Source organism: Fibrobacter sp. UWH9, from assembly GCF_900129715.1.
Taxonomy (GTDB): domain Bacteria; phylum Fibrobacterota; class Fibrobacteria; order Fibrobacterales; family Fibrobacteraceae; genus Fibrobacter.
Map to the genome: position 1 here is coordinate 20,616 of NZ_FQWP01000006.1, position 23,969 is coordinate 44,584.

The 23,969-nt window shown below is 48.4% G+C and carries 19 protein-coding genes; 10 read left to right on the forward strand and 9 right to left on the reverse strand.

Annotation, left to right across the window (positions count from 1 at the left end; translation table 11 throughout):
- Positions 1-324: 324 nt before the first annotated feature.
- A complete protein-coding gene (locus BUB94_RS06970; protein ID WP_073157339.1) occupies positions 325-888 on the forward strand; it encodes a GNAT family N-acetyltransferase in 564 nt (187 codons plus the stop codon).
- A gap of 79 nt (positions 889-967) precedes the next feature.
- Here the strand turns inward: BUB94_RS06970 and BUB94_RS06975 are convergent, their stop codons facing one another.
- The 7 genes from BUB94_RS06975 to BUB94_RS07005 form a co-directional block, all read right to left on the reverse strand.
- A complete protein-coding gene (locus BUB94_RS06975) occupies positions 968-2,413 on the reverse strand; it encodes a glycoside hydrolase family 5 protein (RefSeq protein WP_073235475.1) in 1,446 nt (481 codons plus the stop codon).
- A 123-nt stretch (positions 2,414-2,536) separates the two neighbouring features.
- The gene (locus BUB94_RS06980; protein WP_073235710.1) at positions 2,537-3,133 is read right to left on the reverse strand and encodes a hypothetical protein; all 597 of its coding nucleotides are present in this window, start codon (positions 3,131-3,133) and stop codon (positions 2,537-2,539) included.
- A gap of 151 nt (positions 3,134-3,284) precedes the next feature.
- Positions 3,285-6,122, reverse strand: coding sequence for a DNA polymerase I (polA, locus tag BUB94_RS06985; protein ID WP_073235478.1), 2,838 nt, complete (start codon positions 6,120-6,122; stop codon positions 3,285-3,287).
- Positions 6,123-6,141: 19 nt separating this feature from the next.
- Complete coding sequence (locus BUB94_RS06990; protein WP_139258216.1) at positions 6,142-7,749, reverse strand: NAD(P)H-hydrate dehydratase; 1,608 nt, start codon at positions 7,747-7,749, stop codon at positions 6,142-6,144.
- Positions 7,750-7,767: 18 nt separating this feature from the next.
- On the reverse strand, positions 7,768-8,475 hold the full coding sequence (locus BUB94_RS06995; protein WP_083538158.1) for an outer membrane beta-barrel protein: 708 nt from the start codon (positions 8,473-8,475) through the stop codon (positions 7,768-7,770).
- 30 nt (positions 8,476-8,505) lie between these two features.
- Positions 8,506-10,326 carry a hypothetical protein gene (locus tag BUB94_RS07000; protein ID WP_073235484.1) on the reverse strand — a complete coding sequence of 607 codons (1,821 nt, stop codon included), beginning with the start codon at positions 10,324-10,326 and terminating at the stop codon, positions 8,506-8,508.
- A 14-nt stretch (positions 10,327-10,340) separates the two neighbouring features.
- A complete protein-coding gene (locus BUB94_RS07005) occupies positions 10,341-11,723 on the reverse strand; it encodes a hypothetical protein (RefSeq protein WP_073235487.1) in 1,383 nt (460 codons plus the stop codon).
- Positions 11,724-12,015: 292 nt separating this feature from the next.
- On the opposite strand from BUB94_RS07005, the gene BUB94_RS07010 reads away from it, so the two are divergent.
- The 8 genes from BUB94_RS07010 to BUB94_RS07045 all read left to right on the forward strand — a co-directional run bounded on the left by BUB94_RS07010 (position 12,016) and on the right by BUB94_RS07045 (position 20,574).
- Complete coding sequence (locus BUB94_RS07010; RefSeq protein WP_073235490.1) at positions 12,016-12,450, forward strand: metal-dependent transcriptional regulator; 435 nt, start codon at positions 12,016-12,018, stop codon at positions 12,448-12,450.
- Positions 12,447-12,731 (forward strand): FeoA family protein, encoded by a 285-nt coding sequence (locus BUB94_RS07015; protein WP_083538159.1) that lies wholly within the window; start codon positions 12,447-12,449, stop codon positions 12,729-12,731. The genes BUB94_RS07010 and BUB94_RS07015 overlap by 4 nt, the downstream gene beginning before the upstream one ends.
- On the forward strand, positions 12,731-15,571 hold the full coding sequence (gene feoB, locus BUB94_RS07020) for a ferrous iron transport protein B (protein ID WP_073235492.1): 2,841 nt from the start codon (positions 12,731-12,733) through the stop codon (positions 15,569-15,571). The genes BUB94_RS07015 and feoB overlap by 1 nt, the downstream gene beginning before the upstream one ends.
- Before the next feature lie 275 nt (positions 15,572-15,846).
- On the forward strand, positions 15,847-16,980 hold the full coding sequence (locus BUB94_RS07025) for a hypothetical protein (protein ID WP_254793698.1): 1,134 nt from the start codon (positions 15,847-15,849) through the stop codon (positions 16,978-16,980).
- A 136-nt stretch (positions 16,981-17,116) separates the two neighbouring features.
- Positions 17,117-17,668 (forward strand): DUF3793 family protein, encoded by a 552-nt coding sequence (locus BUB94_RS07030; protein WP_254793704.1) that lies wholly within the window; start codon positions 17,117-17,119, stop codon positions 17,666-17,668.
- Between the two features lie 25 nt (positions 17,669-17,693).
- Positions 17,694-18,122 carry a flavodoxin gene (locus BUB94_RS07035; protein WP_073235495.1) on the forward strand — a complete coding sequence of 143 codons (429 nt, stop codon included), beginning with the start codon at positions 17,694-17,696 and terminating at the stop codon, positions 18,120-18,122.
- 86 nt (positions 18,123-18,208) lie between these two features.
- Positions 18,209-18,436: a DUF1490 domain-containing protein gene (locus tag BUB94_RS07040; protein WP_073157310.1), complete on the forward strand. Its 228-nt coding sequence runs from the start codon at positions 18,209-18,211 to the stop codon at positions 18,434-18,436.
- A gap of 35 nt (positions 18,437-18,471) precedes the next feature.
- Positions 18,472-20,574, forward strand: coding sequence for a heavy metal translocating P-type ATPase (locus tag BUB94_RS07045; RefSeq protein WP_073235498.1), 2,103 nt, complete (start codon positions 18,472-18,474; stop codon positions 20,572-20,574).
- On the opposite strand, the gene BUB94_RS07050 is transcribed toward BUB94_RS07045, so the two are convergent.
- Complete coding sequence (locus BUB94_RS07050) at positions 20,571-21,176, reverse strand: HD-GYP domain-containing protein (RefSeq protein ID WP_073235501.1); 606 nt, start codon at positions 21,174-21,176, stop codon at positions 20,571-20,573. The two genes, BUB94_RS07045 and BUB94_RS07050, sit on opposite strands and share 4 nt — an antisense overlap.
- A 121-nt stretch (positions 21,177-21,297) precedes the next feature.
- On the opposite strand from BUB94_RS07050, the gene BUB94_RS07055 reads away from it, so the two are divergent.
- A complete protein-coding gene (locus BUB94_RS07055) occupies positions 21,298-21,549 on the forward strand; it encodes a hypothetical protein (protein WP_073235504.1) in 252 nt (83 codons plus the stop codon).
- Positions 21,550-21,683: 134 nt separating this feature from the next.
- Here the strand turns inward: BUB94_RS07055 and BUB94_RS07060 are convergent, their stop codons facing one another.
- Positions 21,684-23,969, reverse strand: a complete 2,286-nt coding sequence (locus tag BUB94_RS07060) for an SUMF1/EgtB/PvdO family nonheme iron enzyme (protein WP_073235507.1) — start codon at positions 23,967-23,969, stop codon at positions 21,684-21,686.

Consider the following 23,969-nt stretch of genomic DNA (forward strand, 5'->3'; position numbering starts at 1 on the left):
GGGATGGCTGTTTGGGACCATTACTTTGATGTGCGTCAAAATAAGCGGTGCAATATCTTCAACAAATGTATATGAAAGTTTACCTTCCCGGTCGGCTGTAAGCCATAAAATGTGTTCCAAATCAAAAGATGAGGTCTACGTCACACCAGAGGCGCGCTATGTAAAAATGGCGAAATTTGCGAAAAATAAGAAATTTGACCTATTTTTCTGCCCATAAATAACATACTTTAGGTTTAACTGGATTGGAAGGGCTAGGATATGGAGTTCCGTTTAGCGAAAAAAGAAGAACTAAAGGAATGTATTAGGGTGTGCTCCGAGGCTTTTATGCCTTACGAGTTCAGCAATATTTACCGCCCCAAGTGCGAAAAACGCTACCGGAGGTTTACCTGGGCCATTCATCGTACGGCGGTGAACATCTATTTCAAGCGAAAAATGCTGTTTGTGGGCGTCGAGGGCGATCGTATCGTCTGTTGTGCCTGCATGGACGCTCCTTGGCACAAGACCATGACTTTGGGGGAATACCTGAAGAACGGGGCGCTCCGGGCGGCATTTCCCGGAGGAATGTTTAACCTGCTGGGTTATGCCAGTATGATGGACCGCCTGGAACGTCATTGCAAAAGCATCAAGGAACCACACTGGCACCTGAGCAATTTCGCCGTGGCGCCTGAATGCCAGCGAATGGGCTACGGATCCCGCATGCTGCAAGAAGGCATTTTCTCTTACATTGCCAAAAATGGTGGCGGCGACCTTTACCTGGTTACCAATTCCCAGAACAATGCCAAATTCTATTCACGGAACCGTTTTAGGGAAATCGTCTACGAGGATTTGCTCCTGAACAAGAAGCATCTTGGAAACTGGACTTTCAGAGCGAAAATTTTGGCGGTTTAAAGCCGACAGAAAACGTCTAACAAAAAAAGAAGCTGGCAATTCGCCAGCTTCTTTTGGTGAGGAAAGAAAACTTGTCGGACTATTTTACGTTAAAGCGGGTGGTTGTACCGCCCTGTTTTGATATGTAGGAGCCGGGACGCAATTTGCCGCGAACCAGGTTTCCGTTCATGTCAAAAATACGGTTGTCGCCTGTAGGTGCCTTGATGTTGGTAATGGGCTTCGTGCGAATCTTGTTTGTATTCTCGCTGGTGAAGTCATCGACGTGGGTGATGCCTGTGTTCACGTAATCTCCCATGCCGTAGACCTTTCGCAAGGCGTTCAGTATCTCGACATCGAAGACCGCTGCGTCAACTGATTGACGCTGAATGATGGTCATGTTATTTTTGCCTTCGTGGCCGGTATCCCAGGCGATGGGAACAACCTTGTTTTCTAGAGCGGCCTTGGCTACGGCGGTGTACCAGCCGATACGTCCCTTACGGTGCCTTGCATAGTCATCACCTTCAAGAATATTCACGCGGTCATTGGCGCCGTATTCCCCGATAATTACGGGGATTCCCTTGTCCACGTAGTTTTCCTTCATCTTCTTGAAGGCCTTCATGGCATCGTCGGCGCTGCAGGGGGTTCCCATAGCGCCACCCCAGGGGTTGTAACCGCAGTTATGAACGATGTCTGCGCCGGTGGCGTAATTTTCTTCGCCCCAGTAATATTGCGGTTCCACAATGGCGCCCCAGTTTACTGGCTCGTCTACAATGGTGTACGGTGACGGATCATAGTAATGCACTTCGAACATAAGTCGACCATCGATTACATCCTTAGGCATCTTGTTTGCCGGGTAGACTTCTACGGAACGGTCGATGCTAGTGGAAGGTCCTTGAATAATCAAGGTACGGCTTGCGTTATTTCCACCTGTTGCACGAACTGCATTTACGAACGTCTGATGGTAATCCATCAGGATTTCTGTTTCATGTTGGTAGTTGCCGTCGGTCGTAGCGGGCTCGTTCGCGCTGGCAAAAAGCAGATTTTCGTTATAATTCCTAAAGCGGGTGGCGATCTGTGTCCAGAAATCTTTCTGACGTTCGTTAACCTTTTCTTTATCGGCGTCGTTCAGTTTTTCTTCTAACCAGCCGCTATCCCAATGGATGTTCAAGATGGTCACGAGGCCTGCACGCATGCAGTAATCGACAACGGTCTGTACTGAATCCATCCAGCTAGAAGCAATTTCATTGGCGCTGCCTCCGGGGACAATATCTGTTGTGCTGGAGTCGCGACTCATGGCGTTGGAATGGCTATACCAGGCGCAAGGAATGCGGATGGTGTTGAAGCCGGCGGCTTTTACTGTGTCGATATAAGCTTCTGTAGGGAACTTGTTTCCCCACCAGGTGGGATTTACCGGCACTTCCATGGTGTTGCCGATGTTGATTCCCAAACCCATCTTTTCAAAAATTTCCGTGGCGGTAGGAAGCGGTTCTGCCTGGGCAAAACCAAACGCAGCTACAAGAGCTGCTCCCAATACACTCTTTTTCATAATCAACCCTTTTTTTTAACAACAAATACCAAACTATATAAATAAAGGGTGGAACGTACGAAAAAAAACGTCTACCCTTTTTATAAAAGTTGAAATTTACTCAACGGGATAAGTCTATGATGCTTATGGATTGCAGTCGAGGCAAGTCCATTCCACAACGCCGGAACCTTGCCCTCCGAAACGGGCCTTCGTGTTGACCTCGATATCGATGAGGAATCCGAGAGCGCCTGCATTCCTGGTACAGCAACCGTCGCAGTCTGCGTCAGAGCACATATCGTACACTACGGCGTCAATTTCGTGACCGCCTTTACGTAATCGGAATGTCTTTAACTTGTATGTATTCCAGTCCTTTTCGTGAACGGCAATGATGTTGTTTTCGGCCACCCATTCTGGGGTCTGTTGTTCATCTAGACCTGCAAACCAACCTGCCCATTCGCAACCATTATATTCAATGCACTCTTCGCTGCCTTCATCAGGGTAGGATTCGTACCAGGTCAAGTTGGCGCGATTCCACTGAATTTCGTTTGCGGAGGATTCTGGTTCGGCGGGCGTATTGTCGCTGGAGGATTCGGGGACAGAGACTGCCCCGCTGGAGGATTCGGGGGCGGAAACTTCAACGCTTGAAGAAGACGGTTCGGGAATCGAGCCCACGTCTGCAGAAGAATCGTCACTGCAGGCGACGAAAAACAAAGCCGTCAAAATTGCCGGGAGCAACTTCATGTTTGCGGACATGTTATCGTGCCAGCAGAACAATGGCGTTGCACAAAACCAGCAGACCGATAATCAATGCGATGGCGGTCTTGTTAGACATTTTCTTTTGGGGTTCGTTGGCCATATATTCCTCTTTTTTAAGGTTAGTGCTGGGCAAATTTTAATGGGCGATTAGCCAGTTTTCGCCAAAGCCTACGCTGGCTACCAAGGGAACTTGAAGTTTCATGGCGTTTTCCATTTCGGATTTGACCATGGCGGAAAGTTCGTCGACGCGGTCGCGGGGACATTCGAAAACAAGTTCGTCGTGGACCTGCAGCATCATGCGCAGAGGCAAGGCTTCATCGTTAATGCGCTTCTGGATGCGGATCATGGCAATCTTGATCAGGTCGGCTGCGCTGCCCTGCACAGGGGTGTTTACCGCCATACGTTCCGCCATCTGGGATTCCATGCGGTCGGAACTGTCGATGCCTGCGATGTAGCGGCGGCGGCCGGTAAGGGTTTCAACGTAGCCGTCGCGGTGGGCGTTGGCCTTGGTGCTCTCGATGAACATCTGAACGCCCTGGAACATGTCGAAGTAGCCGGTAATAAAATCCTTGGCCTGACCCATGGGAATTTTCAGATCGCGGCTCAGGCGGAAGGCGGTCATACCGTAAAGCACGCCGAAGTTCACCACCTTGGCATCGCGGCGCATATCGCTAGTGACGTTTTCCAGAGGTACGCCATAGATGGCGGCGGCGGTACGGGCGTGAATGTCGATGTTGTTGCGGTAGGAATCAATCAGGGCTTCGTCACCGCTTAAATGAGCCAGCATGCGCAATTCAATCTGGGAGTAGTCCACTGCAAGAATTACGTTCTCGGGATCCTGGGGAACAAAGGCCGCACGGATCTTTTTGCCCAGTTCGCTACGCACGGGAATGTTCTGCAAGTTGGGATCGCGACTGCTGAGGCGACCTGTTGCAGTACCCCACTGCACAAAGCTGGTGTGGATGCGCCTGGTTTCTGGATTTACCAGAGTGGGCAGCACGCTGATGTAGGTGCTCTGCATTTTCTTCAGTTCGCGGTATTCCAGAATGGCTGCAATAAAGGGACTGGCGGTTTCGTAGAAAAGTTCTTCCAGTACGGCGGCGTCGGTGCTGCGCTTTTTAACCTGGCGCATGCCTAAGGTGTCGAACAGGACTTCTGCCAACTGCTTGGGGCTGCCGATGTTGAATTCGCAGCCAGCCATGTCGCAGATTTCCTTTTCCAGATTTTCGATGCGGCGTTGCAGTTCGTATTCCAGAGTTTTAAGGCTAGGAACGTCAACGGCGATGCCTACGGTTTCCATCTGGTACAGAACCTTGAGCATGGGCATTTCTTGCTGGTAGAAGTACTTTTCGTAATCGTACTTCTGCAGCTGCTTTTGCAGCGGAGCCCACAGGCGCAAGGTGTAAACTGCATCTTCGGCGCCGTATTCGGTGGCCTGGGGAATGGGAGCGCGGTCGAAGGTAATTTGGTTCTTGCCGCGGCCAATGAGATTCTCGATAGGAATCATCTCGTGCTGCAGTCGCTGCATCACCTGGTTATCCAGACCCAGTCCATTTTCGCCGGGGCTTAACATCCAGGCGGCAATGAGAGTGTCTATAATGTTTGCTTTCTCGATCTGCTGTAATGTCAAATCAAAGGCGCGGGCCAGAACGTGCAGGTCGAATTTTGCATTGTGGAATACAAAGGTGTGCTGAACTTCTGCCGATTCATCCTGGCTAAAAATCTCAACGAACCACTGCTTAACGGCGTTGATGTCGAAGTTGGCTCCCTTGGCCACGGGCAGGGGGAACCCGATTTCGTCGTGATGGTTCAGGGGGATGTAATAGCCCTTGGCTTCATCTGCAGACAAGCATAATCCAACCAACCCGCACTGCATGGGGTCCAGGCCGTCTGTTTCCGTGTCTACGCCAATCAGGGGGGCGGCTGCAAACTCGGCCTTCATCTGTTCAAAGATTTCAGTGGAGTCTACGCAGATGTAGGTGGGGAGAATATCCTTGGGCAAATCGAAATCGACGCGGATTACTTCCTTGTTTTCTCCAGTAGTTTCGTCTGCGGCATTGTCGGCGTCTGCCGGCTTCACAAAACCAGTCTTGCTCGGAACTTTTTCCAGCAATCTCAACAGACTGTTGATTTCGTGCTCCTTGAACATGTCGGCCAAGGTGTCTACATGGATGCCGTTATATTCCAGGGCATCCAAATTTCCGTTAAAGGCTCGCTTGGTCTGAAGCGTTACCAGTTCGCGGCTCAGGAATGCCTGTTCCTTGTTGTTGGCCAGATTGTCGTGCAGACCTTTCTTCTTGATGTTGTCGATGTTGGCGTAAATATTATCCATGTCGCCATACTCTTCAAGCAGGGTAATGGCGGTCTTGGGGCCAACCTTGGGAACGCCGGGAACGTTATCGCTGGCGTCTCCCATCAAGGCCAGATAGTCGCGGATTTTTTCAGGCGGAAGGCCGTACTTTTCCAGAACCTGTTCCGGACCGAAGTCAATACCGTCAGCGCCTTTTTCCAGATGGAACAAATGAATCTTTTCGTTCACGATCTGGCTCATGTCCTTGTCTTTACTGATAATCAGCACATGGTCAAAACCGGCCTCGGAGGCAGCCACGGCGGTACTTGCCATCACGTCGTCCGCTTCGTAACCCGGTTCCGACAAAAGGGGAATGCCGCTTGCCTCCAGAGATTCTCCAAGCAGGGGCATCTGGGCGGCCATTTCTTCGGGCATGGGGCCGCGATTGGCCTTGTAATCCGGGTACAGTTCGTGGCGGAACGTTTTTGTATGAGCCACGTCGCGGGCGATGGCGAAATGGGTGGGTTTGTGCTTTGCAAGAATCCTAAGGACGGCGCCCCAGTAGCCATGCATCATGGACACATCTTCGCCAGCGCTGTTTTTAAGCGGGTTCTGGGAATAGGCATAGAACATGCGGAACGCGAGAGCGTAGGAGTCGAGCAAGAGTAAAGTTTTTTCGGCCATGGTTCGAAAGTAGAATGTTCTAACAGAAAGCTCTGTACAAGTTCTTGATGACGTCGCTGGGGAGCATGGAGAATGGCCCCAGTTCTTCGCGGGTCAGGCGGCCTGCCTTTTGATGAATCAGCACACCGAGAACGGCTGCTTCGCCAGTGGGCATGCCCTGAGAAAGCAGAGAGACGATCACGCCTGTAAGCACGTCGCCGCTACCGCCCTTGGCCAAGCCGGAGTTGCGTGCGGGAATCACATATACGCGACCGTCCGGGAGGGCGACGTAAATGGGGGAACCCTTCAGCACGATAGTCAGCTGGAACTGCATGGCGAAATGACGCAAGTATTCCGGGTAGTAACTTTCGTTGGTCGGCAGAGGTCCGAAGTTGCGTTCCCATTCGCGCTTGTGGGGCGTAATGATGGCGTTGGCGGGGCCGCCTTCCATGCAGAAGTATGCGGAACCGCAGGCGTTAATGGCGTCGGCGTCAATGACCACCGGGGTGCTTAAGCCTGTCAGGAACATACGGACGGCGTCCTGGGTTTCCTGGGTGGTTCCGATGCCGGGGCCGATGGCGATGGCCGTCTGCCTAGAGGCGACACTCTGAAGGTGCATCAGGTGCATTACAGAAAGACAATCGCAACTGTCATCTCCAAGGCCGCAGAATACGGGCTCGCTAAGCTTTGCCTGCAGTGTGCGCAAGTTAGACTTGGGTGTGGCCAAGGTGACAAGGCCTGCGCCACTTCTAAGAGCCGATGCGGTGCAAAGGGCTGCTGCGCCGGGCATATTGGAAGAACCGGCGATAATCATGGCGGTTCCCTGGGCGCGCTTGTCGCCGATTTCGTTGCGTTCCGGCAGAAGGTCGGGAATCATGCTTTCGTTGGCCAGGAATACGCCTGCGTCTACCCTGCGGATCAATTCGTCGGGGTAGGGGAGCTGTGCCAAAAGTGCGGTTCCGAAAGCGGCGGCGCCTGCAGAGGTGTAGGCGTCCAGACGGGGGAGGCCAAACTGCAATGTTTCTGCAGCGTGGATGCAGGGGTCGCACATTATGTGCTGCTGGGAATCATAACCGGTAGGGGCGTCTGCAGCCAATACGGGAATTTTCCAGCTGTTGATGGTGTTTACCGCTTGTGCGAAGGCGGGACGTAATTCTCCGGAGGCCCCGTTACCCAGCATGCAGTCGACTATTAGGGTAAAGTGGGGTGCTAGGGGGAGCTGCTCACAGGAATAAAGTCTGCCTCCTGCCGATATAAAATCATCGCAGGCCATGCGGGCTTCGTCCTTGAAGGCATCGGGCTTTGCAAGAGAATAGACCGTGCAAGGAATGCCGTCTTCGATCAAGAGCTTTGCAAGAACAAGACCGTCGCCGCCATTGTTGCCGCCGCCAATAAAGACCGCAACGCTCTTGTGCATTTTTTTCTTTTTCAGAAAATCCAGCACTGTGTCGCGGAGGGCTTGGGCGGCCTCCTTCATCAAGATGTAACCTGCTCCAATGGGGGTGTTACTGATTCTGGAAGCATCGGCAGACGATGCGAAATCGTTTCGGGTGTTGTAGACCTTTGTGTCGTTATCTAATGCCCTCATGGCGTCGTTAGACACGATGGGGAGGCATTCGCTATACGAAAAATCGGTTAGCAGTTTCATGCTGAAAAAAACAACGGATTAGATGAACCAGAAGTTAACGCCGAGCTTGATGCTCATCATCTTTGCACCAGCCATATCGATGGAAGACGGGTGCTTGATTTCATCCATGTTGCTGAATCCACCGCCGATGTAATCGGCGTCGGGGAACAGTTCGGACATGCCCATGTAGAAACGCAAATCAATGCTAACCTGGTCCATTACGAAAACTCCTCCACCGGCCACAATGCCGAAGCTGAAAGCTCCCTGTTCGAAGTCATCCATTTCTTCCTTGACTTCCTTGTGGGTAATCGGGTCGGTGTGGTATGTGGGGGCATCTACGTTGCTGGCGAGACGGAGATTCAGCTGGGCACCTGCATTCACGTAGAAACGTTCTGCTACAACGCCGCGGAACATCAGGGGGATTTCCAGATTCATGCTGGAGTAGGTTCTTTCATTTCGGCCTGCGCTGTGGTTTGTGCTGCTGTAATTGAAGTCCACTTCCGGAACGAAGTACAGATTGTTTACCATTTCAACGCGTGCAGTAAGACCCGCTTCAAAACCGAAGCCTGTGGGGTCGTCAGTGAAGTCGTCATCCGGTTCTTCAAAACCGTACATCATGTCGTAATCAAAAGCGACACGAACGCCAACGCCTGCATCATGACCCTTCTTTGCGGGGGATTCCTGGGCGAGGGCTGCAGAGGCGGCGAGGCCTGCGATCAATAACATCTTTGTAAATAAAGTTTTCATTTTGTTCTCTTTTCGTATGGGTTGAAATTATTAAAGGTGATTAGGTATAGTGACGTTGGGGTTTATTGTCGTGATTTTGTAAATGGTTGCTTTGGAAGAAGTCTTATGATCGTTTTTCCATACAAGGGCGATTTCGTTTATTTCTTCTAAGAACGTATTGAAACCCGCTGTTTTGAAATTTTGAAATTTCTCAAAAGGTACCATAAGTGGATGAGATGTTCCCCTTTCGGGAATCGCGGCCGATTCCCAATTTTCCATTATCCACCCAGAGGAGATTAACTTTGAAATTTGTAAAGATAAGGAGTCTTCCGAAGTGTATTCGATACAGAGACCTTTCCATTCTCTCGCATCGATTGTCTTTTCGCTCAAAACATCCGCTACAGGTATGGTAATGTAGTTTTCGGTCGTATCGTTAGAAAAAAATAGGTCGAGTCCGTCCTTGGTGGAATTTTCTGAATGATTTGTACTTGAGATCTGTAATGGGTATCCTTGTAAGGAAGAGTTTGATTTCTTTTTTGCATTATAAATTTCTTTGCCGCCGCAAGTGGCTGGCTTCAAAAGGCTGTCTTCGGGCACGTTGGCGATTGTGGTAATCTTGTTGATTTTGACTGATCCCGTAGAATTGGGATCATCGAGACTGAATGAAATCACGCTTGAGGAATTTATGATGTTATTCCTATAATAGCCGTTGGATTCAGACCATTCGTTCCAATAAAATTGTCTGGACTGTAGTAATCCTTGTGTTGTGTCGTAAATTTTCAATACTTGAGGATGATTGTTTTGGTCTTGTTGTTTTTCGGCATCGCGTACAGTAACGGTTAAATCAGCTGTCGCTGAGTATTCTATGCATAGACCGTCCCAGTGTATTATGCTGTATTTATTCAAAAGGACTGATTTAACTGAATCAAGGTAAAAGAACACTTGATTATTAGAACTATTGATGGTTAGATCTTTTAAGTTAACAACATTATCTGCATCGAAAACTTGTCCCAATTTGTATTTGCCATTTTCGTAAATAGCCGTACCTGTACAGTGTTGCTCCGTGGAGGTGTTTTCCTCCAAACTGACGTTGGCGAGTGTTGTGATTTTAGAGACGGTTATATTTGTTGGGTCTGACTTTTCGTTCTCGAAGGAGAGGAATTTTATCTTGTTTGTTGAAAAATTACCTTTTATAATATTGTTGCTATTCTTGGGGTCTTCCCATGATAATTTGAATGATTTCTTTTCGCCGTTAGTTATTGGTAGCACTTGTAGTCTGTAGTTGTTTTCAATGCCTAGGTATAGGTTTGCAGGACCATCGGTGGCGTATTCAATGCAGAGGCCTTCCCACGATGTAATGTTCCTTGTTGATGAGGAGTCGTCCGAGGAGGCAATGTCTGTTATTAATGAGTGAAGTTTTGTGCTATAGTAGATTTTTGCGGTTGCTCCGACATCCTTTATGAAACTGACGCTGTCGTTCGCTTCTATCGGATTGCCAAAAACGTTTTTGTTGACGTCTTTATTTGCGTCGTAAATGACTGTGCCCGTACAACCTTCATCGTTTAGGCCAGTCTTCTGCTCGCTGCTGGAAGAGGTGTTTCCATTTGAAGTGCTGGAACCGTTGTTTGCGTTGCTGCTACTTGAACCGGCTGCGTTATCTATTGCGCTGCTGGTTTCGCTGCCGTTACCGCCCGCGGAATTGACATCACCGTTGTTGCTTGTAGAATCAGTGTCGTCGCCGCTTACCACTTCTGCGAAGTCGTTGCCGTCATTATACTTGTCCTGGAAATTTTCCAGATAGTCGGTGCAGGCCGCGAACGCAAAAAGCGATGCGGCTACGGCAAGGTCCTTTGCTACGCTAAAAAACTTCATCTTTCTTCTCCGTCCTAAAAAAGCAGCGTTACGCCTACGCCTACGAGGCCAGCGGCGGCTATGCCAAAACCGACGGCGCGCATGTTCTGGGCGCTCTTGATCTTATCGCAACGGTCGTCGTACTCAGATCGGGTAGACGCTTCCTTTTCGCTTTCTTTTTTTGCCTTGTTGTTGAATACGGCGGCCATGACTCCGCCTCCAATCATCACCACGCCTGCAACGGCTGTAGGAATCCAGGATTTCTTGGAACCGCTGTTGTTCTGTGCGGCGTCTTTGGCGGCGTTCTTGGCGGCTTCATCTTCTTGCTCGTTGACATCTGCAGTGTCCGCTACAGAAACAATCAATGCCGTGGTATCAAGAGAAGCCAACTTCTTTACCACGGGGGCGGGCTTGGATGTGTCGCCAGTGACTACATTGGCGGCAATCTGGCCCTTGACCTTTGCTCGTTTAATTTCTTTTTGATTTCCCCATATCCAGCGTCCCATCAAATCTTTTTCTTGATAGGCAGCTGTAAATTCCACACGTCCCCTAAAATTCTGCAATTTCGCTTGAGTACCCAGAGGCTGCTCCACCTTCTGGTCGCGAAGGTTTACCACGAAGTGAGCGTAATCCATGCCGGAGGGAAGGGCTGCCACGTCAAACAGTTGGGCTCCGCTCAAGAAATAGGCTCCGGAAACGGGTTTGCTTAAATCCTGGTAAATGTCTAGCTTTTCGGAATTCAGGATAATCTTGATGTTGACGTTATTTTTTTCAAGGGAGTCGTTAACGGCATTGACTCGATCGACAAACAAGGGGGCAAATTCATCGCCGGCCTTTCTAATCACCACGTCGCCACATTTTTCCATCCAGCGTTCCACTAGAGTTTTCTGCTGCTTCAGTCGGCTGGGGTCAAAATACAGGGTGAAGTCGTAGGTCGCGTCAAAGGCCCCTGCAAGATCAAGGGGTTCCAGGTCCACTTTGCCGTCCAGTTTTAGCAATCGCTCCCTGGGAACGAGAATGCCGCCAAGTGCAGAAGCGCAAACCTGGATCTGCTCGGTTCGCTCGGCCAGGGTGTTGCCCATTTTGACGGAATTCAGGCGCACCTCGCCGGTCACTTCCATATACATATCTTCGAATTCGGGAAGGTCCACCGAGTAGAAGTGACTACATTCGTCGTCCAGAACGTCGTTGATGGAAATCATGGAACAACGGTTGTTCATTTCTGCGATTTTACTGGCTCGATTCAGCAAATCATCCACTTGAGGGTTGCTTTCGCCCAGCTCTGTCTTAAGGTTTTCCAGGTTCTGCTGGAGGTTTTCCAGTTCGGCCGGGTCCTTAACGAAAATGGATGTGGTCTGGCTAGCAAAAGAGGCTGCTGCCAGTATGACCATAAGTTTTGCAATGTTCAAAAAGTTCATATCCTAGAAACCGCCAAGCCCAGGCGGCTTTAACTAAAAACCGTCTGCTTGTTTGTGTGAATGTAATAAAATAATACGAACACATTTTAGATACTGGGGGGACGTAGGGTGTGTAAAAGTCTGATTTTTAACAAAAGTTAGTTAAAGATAATTTTTTATCAAATTTAGCCTTGACTAATTAGTCTTGGTTAACTAAATTTAGTCTTGCCTAATTCAATTAGGCTTGTCTAAATATGGCTAGCGCGCAAATAAAGCCGTATTTAAGCAAGGTTCGAACTAAAAAGAGGTGACAATGGAAAACGAACACATTAAGCTCAGCCAGAGCTTGGAAGATTACCTGGAAATGGTGCACATGCTGCGCCTTGCCCATGGTATCGCTCGCGTAAAAGATATCGCCGCTGCTCTGCAGGTAAAAATGCCCTCCGTGGCAAAGGCCATTCTGGAATTGAAGAAGCTTGGCTTGGTCACCCAGGAACCCTATAGCGGCATTGAGCTGACTGAAGCTGGCCGCATGGCTGCCAACGATGTGCTGAATCGCCATATCCTCCTGAAAGGTTTTTTAATTCGTCTCGGTGTCTCTGAAGCTATTGCTGATAAGGACGCTTGCTGTATGGAACATATCCTGTCGGCAGAGACTCTGTCTAAAATTGAAGACTTCATGAAGCCTTCGGAAACTGTAATCACAACTGTAAAGAAGTTGAAGGTTGCAAAGGGTAACAAAAAATGAGCTGTAATTGCGGCTGTGGCTGCGACGGAAAAACAAAAAAGTGGAACGTCGAGCCGAAATTCTCTGAACTGAAGAAGGGCGACAAAGTCGAAATCGTTGGCTACAACGATGGCGATGCCCGTTACAAGTCCAAGTTGCTGTCCATGGGCCTTGTCCGCGGCGTCACTTTGGAAGTCATGCAGGTGGCACCTCTCGGTGACCCCATTGAGGTGAGTGTTCTTAGCTATCGCCTTTCCCTGCGTAAAAATGAAGCTGAAGTTCTTAAGTTGAAGAGGATCTAATGTCTCCCAAGCCGTTTACTATTGCTATTGCAGGTAACCCGAACTGTGGTAAAACTGCTCTGTTTAACGCCCTCACTGGCTCTCGTCAGCATGTGGGTAACTGGCCTGGCGTTACCGTCGAAAAGAAAGAAGGCTTTTTTGATTTAGGTGATCGCCATATTCGCGTGGTGGACCTTCCGGGTACCTACGCTCTCTTCGCCAATGCTGAAGATGAACGTGCCGCTGTTGACTTCCTCCTGACTCGCGAAGCCAACTTGATCGTGAATATTGTTGACGCTACCAATATTGAACGCAACTTGTTCCTCACTTCCCAGATTGTGGATATGCAGCAGCCTATGGTTATTGCTGTGAACATGATGGATATTGCTGAAGCTCGCGGCCTCAACATTGATTTGGAAGCTCTTTCCAAGCGCTTTGGCGTACCGGTAGTACCTCTTTCTGCTGTAAGCGAAAAGAGCATTACCAATTTCATTAGCCAGATGACCCATGTGATTTCTAGCGCCATCACCATTCCTACCGCTCTTACTTATGGCGAAAAGGTTGAAGGTGTCGTTAAGGAATTGGAGCCGGTCGTTTCTCCGGTGGCAAAGCTCTTGGATGCTGAATCCCGCTGGGTTGCCCTTATGTACTTGGGTAACGAAAAGAGCTACGCAGATAAGTTTGCAGAAGCAAAAGTAACGCTGAACAAGGCTGACATCACCGCAAAGCTGGGCGAAGAATCTGAATTCGTTTTGGCCGATGCTCGTTATAGCTTGGCTCACGAAATTGCTGGCGAAGTTCTTGTTGGTGATCGCAGCAAAAAGACATTCTCCGACAAGCTTGATTCCATCCTTTTGAATCGTTGGCTCGCCTTGCCGATTTTCTTGCTGATCATGTACCTGGTGTTCTGGGTTGCAGTGACTATCGGTAGCGCATTCATCGACTTCTTTGATATTCTCTTTGGTGCTGTTTTTGTAGACGGCCTCGGCTACTTGCTGGGTGACGTCATTGGCGCGCCCGCCTGGATTACCGCAATTCTTGCTGATGGCGTTGGTGCAGGTATCCAGACGGTGTCTACCTTCATTCCGGTCATCTTCTTCATGTTCCTCTGCCTTACCTTCCTGGAAGACTCTGGCTACATGGCTCGCGCCGCCTTCGTGGCAGACCGCTTTATGAGATTCCTGGGCCTCCCTGGTCGTGCATTCGTTCCCATGATGGTGGGCTTTGGCTGCGGCGTTCCGGCCATTATGGGCTCTCGCGTTCTTGAAAGCAAGCGCGAACGATTCCTCACTATTTTCTTGGTGCCTTTCATGAGCTGTGGCGCTCGCCTTCCGGTGTATGCCTTGTTCGCAGCAGCCTTCTTTGGAAAACAGGCAGGAACCATTGTGTTTGCCCTCTATTTGGTTGGTATTCTTTTCGCTATCGTTTATGGTCTGTTCCTGAAGAAGTCTCTCTTTATGGGACAATCCAGCAACTTTGTGATGGAACTTCCCAACTACCATTTCCCGAAAATCAAGGCTCTCCTGATCCACTCCTGGCTGAAGTTGAAGGACTATGTGCTTCGCGCCGGTAAGGTAATTACCATTGCAGTGGCTATTCTCGGCTTCCTCAATGCCTTTGGCTATGTGGATGGCAAGTTTACCGCCGGTAACGCAGATTCCGAAAACAGTTTGCTTTCTTCTGTGGGTAAGACCATTACCCCTGTGTTTGAACCCTTTGGTGTCGAAGAAGATAACTGGCCGGCCTCCGTTTCCCTCTTTACCGGACTCTTGGCTAAGGAAGCTGTCATCGGCACCATGAACTCTCTGTACTCCATGGCTCCGAAGAGTGAAGCGGTGGAAGGCCCTCAGGCTGAACCCGCTGCACCTTCTGAAGCCGCAGAAATTGTTGCTGAGGAAGCCCCGGCTGTTGAAACCGCCCCGGCACCAGAAGGAGAAAGTGTGGCTGTTACCGACAGCACTGCTGCTTCTGCTGACTCCAACGTCATTCTGAGCGAAGGCGAAACCGCATCCCGTGTCATTCCGAGCGAATCCTCCGCTGTCATTCCGAGCGACTCTCCTAGCGTCATTCTGAGCGCAAGCGAAGAATCCAGTGCGGAACCTGCCGAAACCGCCGCAGTTGCAGAACCTCCCGCCGAAGAAGAAAAGCCTCTCATCGCAGGTGTTGACGAATGCCCTGCAGAAGAAGAGGAAGATGGTGCTCCTGATCTCAAGGCTGCATTCATTGAAGCAGTTTCTTCTATCCCTGCAAACCTCAGCGAAGTCTTTGGCTCTCTTACGGACATCCTGGGAACCTCTGGCGAACTTGAAGCCCAAAGCGCTGCAGAACTGAAGAAGGAAACCTTGGATAAGATCCAGGAAGCCAAGGTCTTGACCTGCGAAGAATATGCCGCTATCGAAACCTTCGGCGAAGAAGAAGGTGACGAAAAGACCCGTGAAGAAGTCTTTGCAAAGCTTGCCGCTGCCGGTATTGAACTTGATGAAGATGCTATGGGCGCTCTTGAAGAAGGCGACCTCAGCGAAACTGCCGATATCTACGCCAACCTCCGTTCCTACTTCCATAACGGCGGTCACGACGGGTTCAACTGGCAGGTGTTTGCCTTCCTGGTATTCATCCTGCTCTATGTGCCTTGCTTGGCAGCCATGGGCGTGGTGGTTCGTGAAATCGGCCTGGGTCTTGGAATCCTTATGGCTACGGTTCAAACGCTTCTTGCCTGGGCCATTGCAGTGCTGCTCTACCAGATACCTGTTGGTGGACAAACCCACTGGATCGTTACCGCAGTCATTGTTCTGATCGGTACTGGAATCTTCCTGAAACTCTTCGGCATCAAGGCTAACAAGCAGAAGAGATTCGAAGACTGATGAGGTTCCAGGTTCGAGGCGCGAGGTTCCAGTTTTAGAAATTGTAATGTAGCGTTCGAAGATGGAAATGAGTGTGAATCGAGAAACACAAAAAACGTAAATCGGGGCCGTTGGAACGTGTCTCCTCCAACGGCCCTAATTTACAAACTCGTGGTTAGTCTAGTCTAATAAAGTTTACTTAAGCTAAAAACAACTGCGCGGCGATTATCCATTAGATGATGGCAATGCCCGGCACAGCCTTTAAAGTTTATAACAAAAAGAAAAAAGGAAAAACAATGAAATACAATATTGCATTCGGTTTAATGACCGCCTCCCTCCTTGCAGCAAATACTTTTGCAGAAGAAGCCGCTTCCGCTGAATCCGCTGCAGAATCCAAGGGCCCTGAAGTCGCAATTTCTGGCGAAGTCGAGTTCGATGCCTACACCGGCGATCTATTCAATGACGACGAAGTTACCCATAGCTACGCCTCCACCTTTGATTTGAATTTTGCAGTAAAGTTCAATGATCAATGGTCTGCAGAGGTGCAGTTGGAAGCGGATGGCGAATCTACTGATCCTGCCGCTATTTACAATGGCGCATTCGTTCAGTACACCAAGAGCGAAAATTTTGTGGTCAAGGCCGGTGACTTGACTTTTTCTGAGGGAGCTTTCCTGAACTACTACGGCTACGACGATCCTGCCGACAATGCCGCTGGTATGGCTGAACACGATATTCGAGGAGTTGAAGTTGACTTTAATGGTTTTGTTTTTGGCCTCGGCTTTGGTCGCGGTGACAACGACAATCAAGTTTGCGCTGAAGAAGATGGTGAGGAAACGTGCGTAGGCGTCGCCTATGACGCTCACTTGGCTTATGAATTGGGCTTAGGTGAACACACTTTGCGCCCCTATGTGGATTACAAGTCCTATCAGGAACCGAAACACAATGAACTCCACGCTGGTGTGGATGCCAACCTGAAATTTGGCGGCTTCGGATTCCACGCCGTGTATGGTCTCCATGTGGATGCCCTTGGTGAAGATGAACCGGGTGCAACTCATGCCTTCCTGGTGGAACCCTCTTTTGAAGTGGGTGGCTTTAACATCAAGGCAACCGCATTCTACGCTCTCTTTGACGAAGATGCTCCCATCGATCACGGTGAAGAAATCCCGGAATACTTCTTTGCCTATGTGGAACCCAGCCTGAATTTGGTGGGCGCTCTTACCTTGGGAATCCCGCTGGAATTCCACAGCAACACCTTGGATAGCGATGAGGATTTGGGTTCCTTTGCTGCTGGCCTCCGTCTTTACTTTGCCCCTGTAGAAGGTCTTGAAATTACCGGCTTCGGTATGCTGAATAAGCCCCTGGGTGATGACTATGGCGACAATGACGACATTAGCTTGCAGCTTGGTGTGGAAACCGTCTTCGCCTTTTAAGAAAATGCCATAAAACCTCCGCCAGCTCGAAGTTATGTTACCTCATTGAGCTGGAGGGTTTCCCGCCCCGGTAAATGCCGCGGGCGGGATATATTTGACAAAAATTTGAAGTTAGACTAATCTAATTATGGCTAGAATGTTTGATTCATGTCTCGTTCGGCAATGTGCGCCTACACTAGCTGGCGTAAAGGTGGGGAATTTATTCTGCCTTGAAATTGCCGACGGCCTTCTGTTATGCAATCTTCTTTCCCGCTGGAATAAGGTTTTGAATCCTAAAGGCGTTTTTGTCAAGGTTGTTGCAGAGAAAAGAGGCTGTTATTACATCTATGTCTATAGGGATTGTGCGCTTAGATCTCTTACCTGTTCTTGTGAAATCCAGAATTTCCTGAAAAGATTCGGGTATGCGAAATTCGATGTGGATTCCTTGCTAAAATCGTTTCGAAAGCGCATGATGAAATCTGTTTGTTTTCCCCATGAAGTAGGGGTTTTTCTGGGATATCCCTTGGATGATGTGCGGGATTTTATCGCCAACGGAGGCAGAAATTACAAGCAAATAGGCTGTTGGAAGGTTTATAACGACGTTCAAAATTCCATGCATATTTTTGAGGTCTTTAAAAAATGCAAGGAGATTCTTTGGACTCGATTTGAACAGGGTGCTTCCTTGGAACGCTTGACTGTCGCAAGTTGATTTACTAAAAAAAAGGAAAAATAAAATGAGTAAAATTGCAGTTGTTTATTGGTCCGGAACCGGAAATACCGAAATGATGGCGAAGGAAATTGCTGCTGGCGCACAAGGTGTCGGCGGAGACGTTTCAATTTTTCATACCACCGAGTTTTCTGCAGATTCTGCAGCGGTGTTTGAAAAGTTTGCTCTAGGTTGCCCTGCCATGGGTGCCGAAGAATTGGAAGACAGCGAATTTCAGCCTCTTTATGAAAAGATGAAACCTGCTCTTGCTGGCAAGAAGGTGGCTCTTTTCGGTTCATACGGCTGGGGCGGCGGCGAATATATGACTCCCTGGAAAGAGGATGCAGTTGCCGCGGGCTTGAACCTTGTGGATGAACCCTTGGCTGTTGAAAATGCTCCCGATGACGACGCAAAGGCTAAGTGTCAGGAACTGGGCAAGGCTTTAGCTTTGGCTTAAAATAAAAGTTAGCTGGTCTAACAAAGTTAAATTGGCTAACAAAATTAGAGTGTCTAACTTAGTTAAAAATTAACAAGGAGTAACCTATGTCTATCTTCAAAAATGAAAAGTTCTGGTTGGTGGTTGCTGGTGCTGTTGGCTCCGCTATTACCAAGAAAGTGCTCAAGGCAAAGAAAACTCGTGAACTTGCTGTAACTGGCCTTGCTCACGGCATGAAGTTCTCTGCCGATGCCAAGGCTGCCTTCCAGGATATGAAAGACGAAGCTAACGACATTTGCAACGACGCCAAGTCCGAAGCAGGCTTGGACAAGTAATTTTTCTTGTCAAGTCATCTTGTGTAGGTAAGTTTATGAAATTCAGAATCGCATACGATCGGCCGGGGCGTATCCGTTTTCGCTGTGGTCCTTACGCCTTTGAACCTAAGTTTGAAGGCCGTATCCATAAGGCTTGCGTGGGGATTCCTTGCGTAAAGTCTGCGGTAATCCATAGTGCCAATGGAAGCCTTTTGCTGAACTATGGCAGCGATGAATCTGCAGAAATAACTGCTGAAAATCGCCAGATGATTCTGGATTTTGTAACTGCCTTAAAACCGAGGGAATTGCCCGAAGTGGATCCGGATACGGATTACCAGTTGCAATCCCTGGATGACAATTTCCAGAACAGCCTGTGCAAAATGATAGCTCGCCGCTATCTGATGCGCTGGTTTGTTCCTTTGCCGATTCGAACGGCCATAACGGTTTTCCGCGGCCTCAAATATGTGGCTAAGGGATTATCCACTCTTGCAGAAGGTAAGTTGACCGTCGAAGTTCTGGATGGTGCCGCCATTGGAGCCTCCATGCTCCAGAAAAATTATGAGTCCGCAGGTACGGTTATGTTCCTGCTAGGGGTTTCTGGCTTATTGGAAGATTACACCAAGGCTCGCACCCGCACAGCGCTTACGGGCAGCCTTGCTGTAAAAGTGGACAAAGTCTGGGTGGTTAAAAATGGCGTGGACACCTTAGTTGACTTGAAGGACGTGGTGCCGGGTGACTTGGTGAGAATCCGCGATGGTGCCATGATTCCTGTGGACGGTACCGTTGTAGAAGGGGAAGCCTTTGTCAACGAATCTACCATGACCGGCGAGTCCAAGGCGGTGCTGAAGAACGAAGGTAAGACTGTTTTTGCTGGCACCATTTTGGACGAAGGCTCCTTTGTGGTAAAGGTCCGTGCCGTTAATGGAAATACAAAAATCCAGAAGATTATTGAACTTATTGACCATAGCGAAGATTTGAAGGCGGGCATCCAGAGCCGTGCGGAACATCTGGCTGATAGCATTGTTCCCTTCAGCTTCCTTGGTTTTGGGCTGACATTGCTGTTTACCCGGAACATAACCAAGGCTGTTTCCATCTTGATGGTGGATTATTCCTGCGCCATTAAACTTTCTACCCCGATTTCTGTGATTTCTGCATTGCGCGAGGCGGCGGATATGAACATGACCGTAAAGGGCGGCAAGTATCTTGAGGAATTTGCCTTGGCAGATACTGTCGTTTTCGATAAGACGGGAACTTTGACCAAGGCAGAACCGAAGCTTCAGAAGATTATTGCCTTTGGTGGTCGTTCCGAAGAAGAAATTTTAAAGATAGCTGCCTGCATCGAGGAACATTTCCCTCACAGCATGGCCCGCGCTATTGTAAATGGTGCCGCGGAACGTGGCATCGATCATGCCGAAGAGCATGCGGATGTAAAGTACATTGTGGCTCATGGTATTGCCACAACCCTTAGAGGTGAGAGGGCTGTCATCGGTAGCAGGCATTTCGTAATCGAGGATGAAAAGGTTCTCGTGACGGAACAACAGCAGGCGACCATCGAAGAAGTGGGCGGTGCCGCATCCGTCATCTACTTGGGTATTGGCGGCAAGTTGGCTGGTGTCTTGTGCATTAGCGACCCTCCGCGAGAAGAGGCTGCCGTCGCTATCAAACGCCTGCGAGAAACGGGCATCAAGAATGTGGTCATGATCACCGGCGACAGCCAGAAGGCTGCGGAACGTACCGCTGAAATCCTGGGAATAGACACGTTCTACGCACAAGTTTTGCCCGAAGACAAACACAATTACGTGGAACGGATGAAAGCAGAAGGCAAACGCGTCATTATGGTGGGGGATGGCATTAACGATGCTCCCGCCTTGGCTGCCGCAAACGTTTCTGTAGCCATGAGCGATGCTTCCGACATTGCCCGAGAAACTGCGGACGTAACTCTCCGAGGAGAAAATCTGGAAGACTTGGCTGAGCTTCGCGTTCTGAGCCAAAAGCTGATGGATCGAATCCAATCCAACTATAAGTTCATCGTCGCCTTTAATACGGGTTTGCTTGCGGGTGGATTCTTCGGATTCCTTTCTCCCACCACGTCGGCATTTTTGCATAATGCGTCCACTATGGCTATTTGTGCCAAGAGCATGACTAAAATTGGAACTTAACTCTGCATGGCGCAGACGGCAGTGCCCGATTTAATTAAATCATCCCAATTTTCCAAAGCGACTTTAACCACGTCGGGATCGTACATGATTCCGGCGTTCTTTTTTATTTCTTCCTTACAGATGGAAACGTCCATTCCCTTGCGATACGGACGGTCTGAAATCATGGCGTCGATGGAATCGGCGATTGCGATAATTCTTGAACCCAGGGGAATGTTTGCTCCGGACAGTCCATCGGGATAACCTTTACCGTCCCAGCGTTCGTGGTGTCCGCGTACAATGATAGCTACGTTCTCAAATAGCTTTGCCTTCCGTAAAATTTCGTAACCTTGCAAAGAATGGGATTTCATGATTTCCCATTCTTCATCATTCAATCGTCCTGCTTTTAAAAGAACGTCGTCGCGTATGCCAATTTTCCCAACGTCATGCAAGTGTGCCGAAATATGGAATAGTTCTTCCTGATCGCCGGTGATGCCTAAAAACCTGCAAAGGGCTTCCACCATTTCCGCTACGCGGGAGGAATGGAAACTGGTGTAGGAATCTCTTGCTTCCAGGGCGGAAACGACGCACAAGATTAAGTCATGGTATTGAGATAAGGCTGACATTTATCCTCCTACTTACTCAAATAAAGTTAGATAAATCTAACAAAAATGTAAATGGGTTTGAGACGAAAAATGAAGAATAAAAATTATAGTGAAACCTTAATCTTTTACATATTATCAAACGATGGAATCACCCATAGCCGCATTGTTTGTTGCGTTGTTGCTGCTTTGTGCGCAGTTCTATGTTTTTTGTCTAACGGAAAATTTCGCCGATCAGCAGAAGAAACTTCGTGAAAATATTGCTGCAAAAATCACCGCCATGAATAATGGAGAAACCGGCGAAGTTGCAGTTTCAAAAAACACATCCTGGAAGGAACTGATTGGGGTGGCTGGCGGCCTTGTGGTGTTCCTTGCGGGATTGTTTATGCTGTCGTAGTGCTGATTGGCAGAGGAATCTTCTTGAAACTCTTCGGCATGAAGGCTAACAAGGAAAAGCGATTCGAGGATTAAAGTCCTCGTGTCATCCTGAGCGAAGCGCAAGCGGAGTCGAAGGATCTAGCGGATTTTTATTTATTTAGCGTCTTGTACGCAACGGACGTTGGCGTAACCGCTTTGATTAGAATCATTCGAAAGATACATATCACCATTGGTTGGAATTTGCTGGGGGCGGAATTCAGCAAATCCTCCTTCGGCTGTCCAGAAACCTAATTTGTATTTTATTGAATTGTTGGAGACACAGTATCCGTAGTTGTTGATAGGCTCATCCCCAAACAGGAAGTGGTATGTGTTTGTTGCGTCGTTTCCCCAATGGTCGAAAGTGGATAGTAAATTTTCCCATTCTGTTTTTGTTGGCAGTCTCCACGTTCCATTTGCATCAGAAAGTTTATTGCAATACGTTTTAGCGCCCTCGTAAGAGTAAAGGGTAGGATCATTTGCATTTTTAATGTCCTTTATTTCGCAGACGTCATAAGCCGTACTACCTGAAAAATCTGGCCAAGTCCGGTCATGCAACTGCCAATTTAACAAATCGACTCTTGCAAATTGAGCTTCTGTTAACGAGGCTTTTTGAGGGTTGGATGTTGTCTTCTTTGCTGTTGTAATTCGGCGGATGTGGACCGCACTTTTATTGCTATTGGTAGACGGGGATACTTGCAATATTGCTGTATTGGATGCGATGGCGGGGCCGTTGGGGCTAAAGTCATTCCACATCCATGTTTTCCTTTTGGTTTCTCCATTTGTTTTGGGAAGAGTTGCTTTTGAAGCAACTCCATTTCGTAAATTGCCGTAACTTGCTGTATTTATACTCAAATAAATGTCTTCTGAAGCTTCGTAATCTACGCAGAGTCCTTCCCAGCTTGTAATGTCAAATGTGGAATCGGATGTATAGGTTGAGGAAAGTGTATACAGGTAAGAACTTATTTCTCCTTCGGGGATGGTGAATTCGTTACTGGAGACTACGCTACTATTGTTTGGTATAAAACTTTCACTAAAATTGTTATTGCTATTATTTTCGTCAAACACAATATCTCCAGTACAGGGCCCATTATCGAATGCGATGCTGCTGCTAGATTCTGCAACAGAAGAAGAACTGCCTGGGTCAACCTTTGCGATGGTTGTAATTCTTGAGATGGTTACTTTTTTGGTAGTGTTTATCCCGAATGAAAAAGAATCGAACTTATTGAAGGATACTCTACCTCTACCATTGATGGAAATCTTTCTGGATGTTGTGTCTGCCCAACTGATTTCCTTGAAGTGATCGTTTGCAGGTAGATTGATTTGCTCTATGTTATCTAGCAAATCGGCAAGGTAAAGTGGTATATCTTCGTTAGACGAGTATTCTAAACAAAGACCTTCCCATGAAGAAACGTCGTGAAGATCGTTTCCGCTCAAAGCGAAGATTGCATAATTTTGCTCAGTATTGCTTGAAAGTTCAATGCCTTGTCCATTTTCCGGTAACTTCGTGGTAGTTGCATTTGGTAAGAACTGTAAATTGAGCCCAAGTTTTCCCGGGTTCTTGTAATCATAAATTACGGTGCCCTTACAGGGCTCGAAAGCGCTGCTAGATTCTGCAACAGAAGAAGAACTGCCTGGGTCAACCTTTGCGATGGTCGTAATCCTGGAAATGACCATGTTTATTTCATCGGAGAAGTCAAAAAAGAACTTTCTAAAATCATTGAATGAAATATTTTCTTTATATGCAGGGTCGTCCCATTTGATTTCTTTGAAATTGTCGTTTGCAGATAGATTGACCTTTTCTGTTTTTTTGCTGTCGCCAAGATAAAGAGAAACGTCTTTGTCCGTTGTATATTCTATGCAAATGCCTTCCCATGATGAAACGTCGTAACTTCCGTTCCATCGGAAGCCTGCGTAATCTTTTTCTTCTAAGCTTGAAAAAACAATTCCACGTTCGTTTTCTGGCAAAGTTGAGGAATAACTTGACCTAAAAAACTGCAAATCAAACCCTAGTTTTCCTTGCACTTTGTAATCATAAATAACGGTTCCGCCCTTGCAAAGGTTCTCTTGGTCTGCGACGCTGCTGGAACTATTCTTGCTGTCGGAAGATTCTGCATCGCCGTTGTCCTTGCTGGAAGAACTGAGTTCGCTTTCGCCACCGTTGGAAGAACTGAGTTTGCTGTCGCTGCTGCCGTCGTCGTCACCATTGCCGCCGTCGCTGGATATTTCAGCGAATGCGTTGCCGTTGTCATACTTGTCCTGGAAGTCTTCCAGGTAGTCGGTGCAGGCTACAAGTGCGACGAGGGAGGCGGCAAGGACTGGATTCTTCGCTTTGCTCAGAATGACGCGGGCGAGGTTACTCAGGATGACACGGGAGGGATTGTTCAGATTGTTCATTTTCAT

Bases quoted from the DNA above. Each gene is read 5' to 3' on its own strand.
- BUB94_RS07005 (WP_073235487.1), bottom strand. From the start codon at position 11,723: ATGAACTTTTTGAACATTGCAAAACTTATGGTCATACTGGCAGCAGCC.
- BUB94_RS06990 (WP_139258216.1), bottom strand. From the start codon at position 7,749: ATGAAACTGCTAACCGATTTTTCGTATAGCGAATGCCTCCCCATCGTG.
- BUB94_RS07025 (WP_254793698.1), top strand. From the start codon at position 15,847: ATGAAATACAATATTGCATTCGGTTTAATGACCGCCTCCCTCCTTGCA.
- BUB94_RS06980 (WP_073235710.1), bottom strand. From the start codon at position 3,133: ATGAAGTTGCTCCCGGCAATTTTGACGGCTTTGTTTTTCGTCGCCTGC.
- BUB94_RS07010 (WP_073235490.1), top strand. From the start codon at position 12,016: ATGGAAAACGAACACATTAAGCTCAGCCAGAGCTTGGAAGATTACCTG.
- BUB94_RS07015 (WP_083538159.1), top strand. From the start codon at position 12,447: ATGAGCTGTAATTGCGGCTGTGGCTGCGACGGAAAAACAAAAAAGTGG.
- BUB94_RS07045 (WP_073235498.1), top strand. From the start codon at position 18,472: ATGAAATTCAGAATCGCATACGATCGGCCGGGGCGTATCCGTTTTCGC.
- BUB94_RS07030 (WP_254793704.1), top strand. From the start codon at position 17,117: ATGTTTGATTCATGTCTCGTTCGGCAATGTGCGCCTACACTAGCTGGC.
- BUB94_RS07035 (WP_073235495.1), top strand. From the start codon at position 17,694: ATGAGTAAAATTGCAGTTGTTTATTGGTCCGGAACCGGAAATACCGAA.
- BUB94_RS06995 (WP_083538158.1), bottom strand. From the start codon at position 8,475: ATGAAAACTTTATTTACAAAGATGTTATTGATCGCAGGCCTCGCCGCC.
- BUB94_RS07050 (WP_073235501.1), bottom strand. From the start codon at position 21,176: ATGTCAGCCTTATCTCAATACCATGACTTAATCTTGTGCGTCGTTTCC.
- BUB94_RS06975 (WP_073235475.1), bottom strand. From the start codon at position 2,413: ATGAAAAAGAGTGTATTGGGAGCAGCTCTTGTAGCTGCGTTTGGTTTT.
- feoB (WP_073235492.1), top strand. From the start codon at position 12,731: ATGTCTCCCAAGCCGTTTACTATTGCTATTGCAGGTAACCCGAACTGT.
- BUB94_RS07000 (WP_073235484.1), bottom strand. From the start codon at position 10,326: ATGAAGTTTTTTAGCGTAGCAAAGGACCTTGCCGTAGCCGCATCGCTT.
- BUB94_RS07055 (WP_073235504.1), top strand. From the start codon at position 21,298: ATGGAATCACCCATAGCCGCATTGTTTGTTGCGTTGTTGCTGCTTTGT.
- BUB94_RS06970 (WP_073157339.1), top strand. From the start codon at position 325: ATGCCTTACGAGTTCAGCAATATTTACCGCCCCAAGTGCGAAAAACGC.
- polA (WP_073235478.1), bottom strand. From the start codon at position 6,122: ATGGCCGAAAAAACTTTACTCTTGCTCGACTCCTACGCTCTCGCGTTC.
- BUB94_RS07060 (WP_073235507.1), bottom strand. From the start codon at position 23,969: ATGAAAATGAACAATCTGAACAATCCCTCCCGTGTCATCCTGAGTAAC.
- BUB94_RS07040 (WP_073157310.1), top strand. From the start codon at position 18,209: ATGTCTATCTTCAAAAATGAAAAGTTCTGGTTGGTGGTTGCTGGTGCT.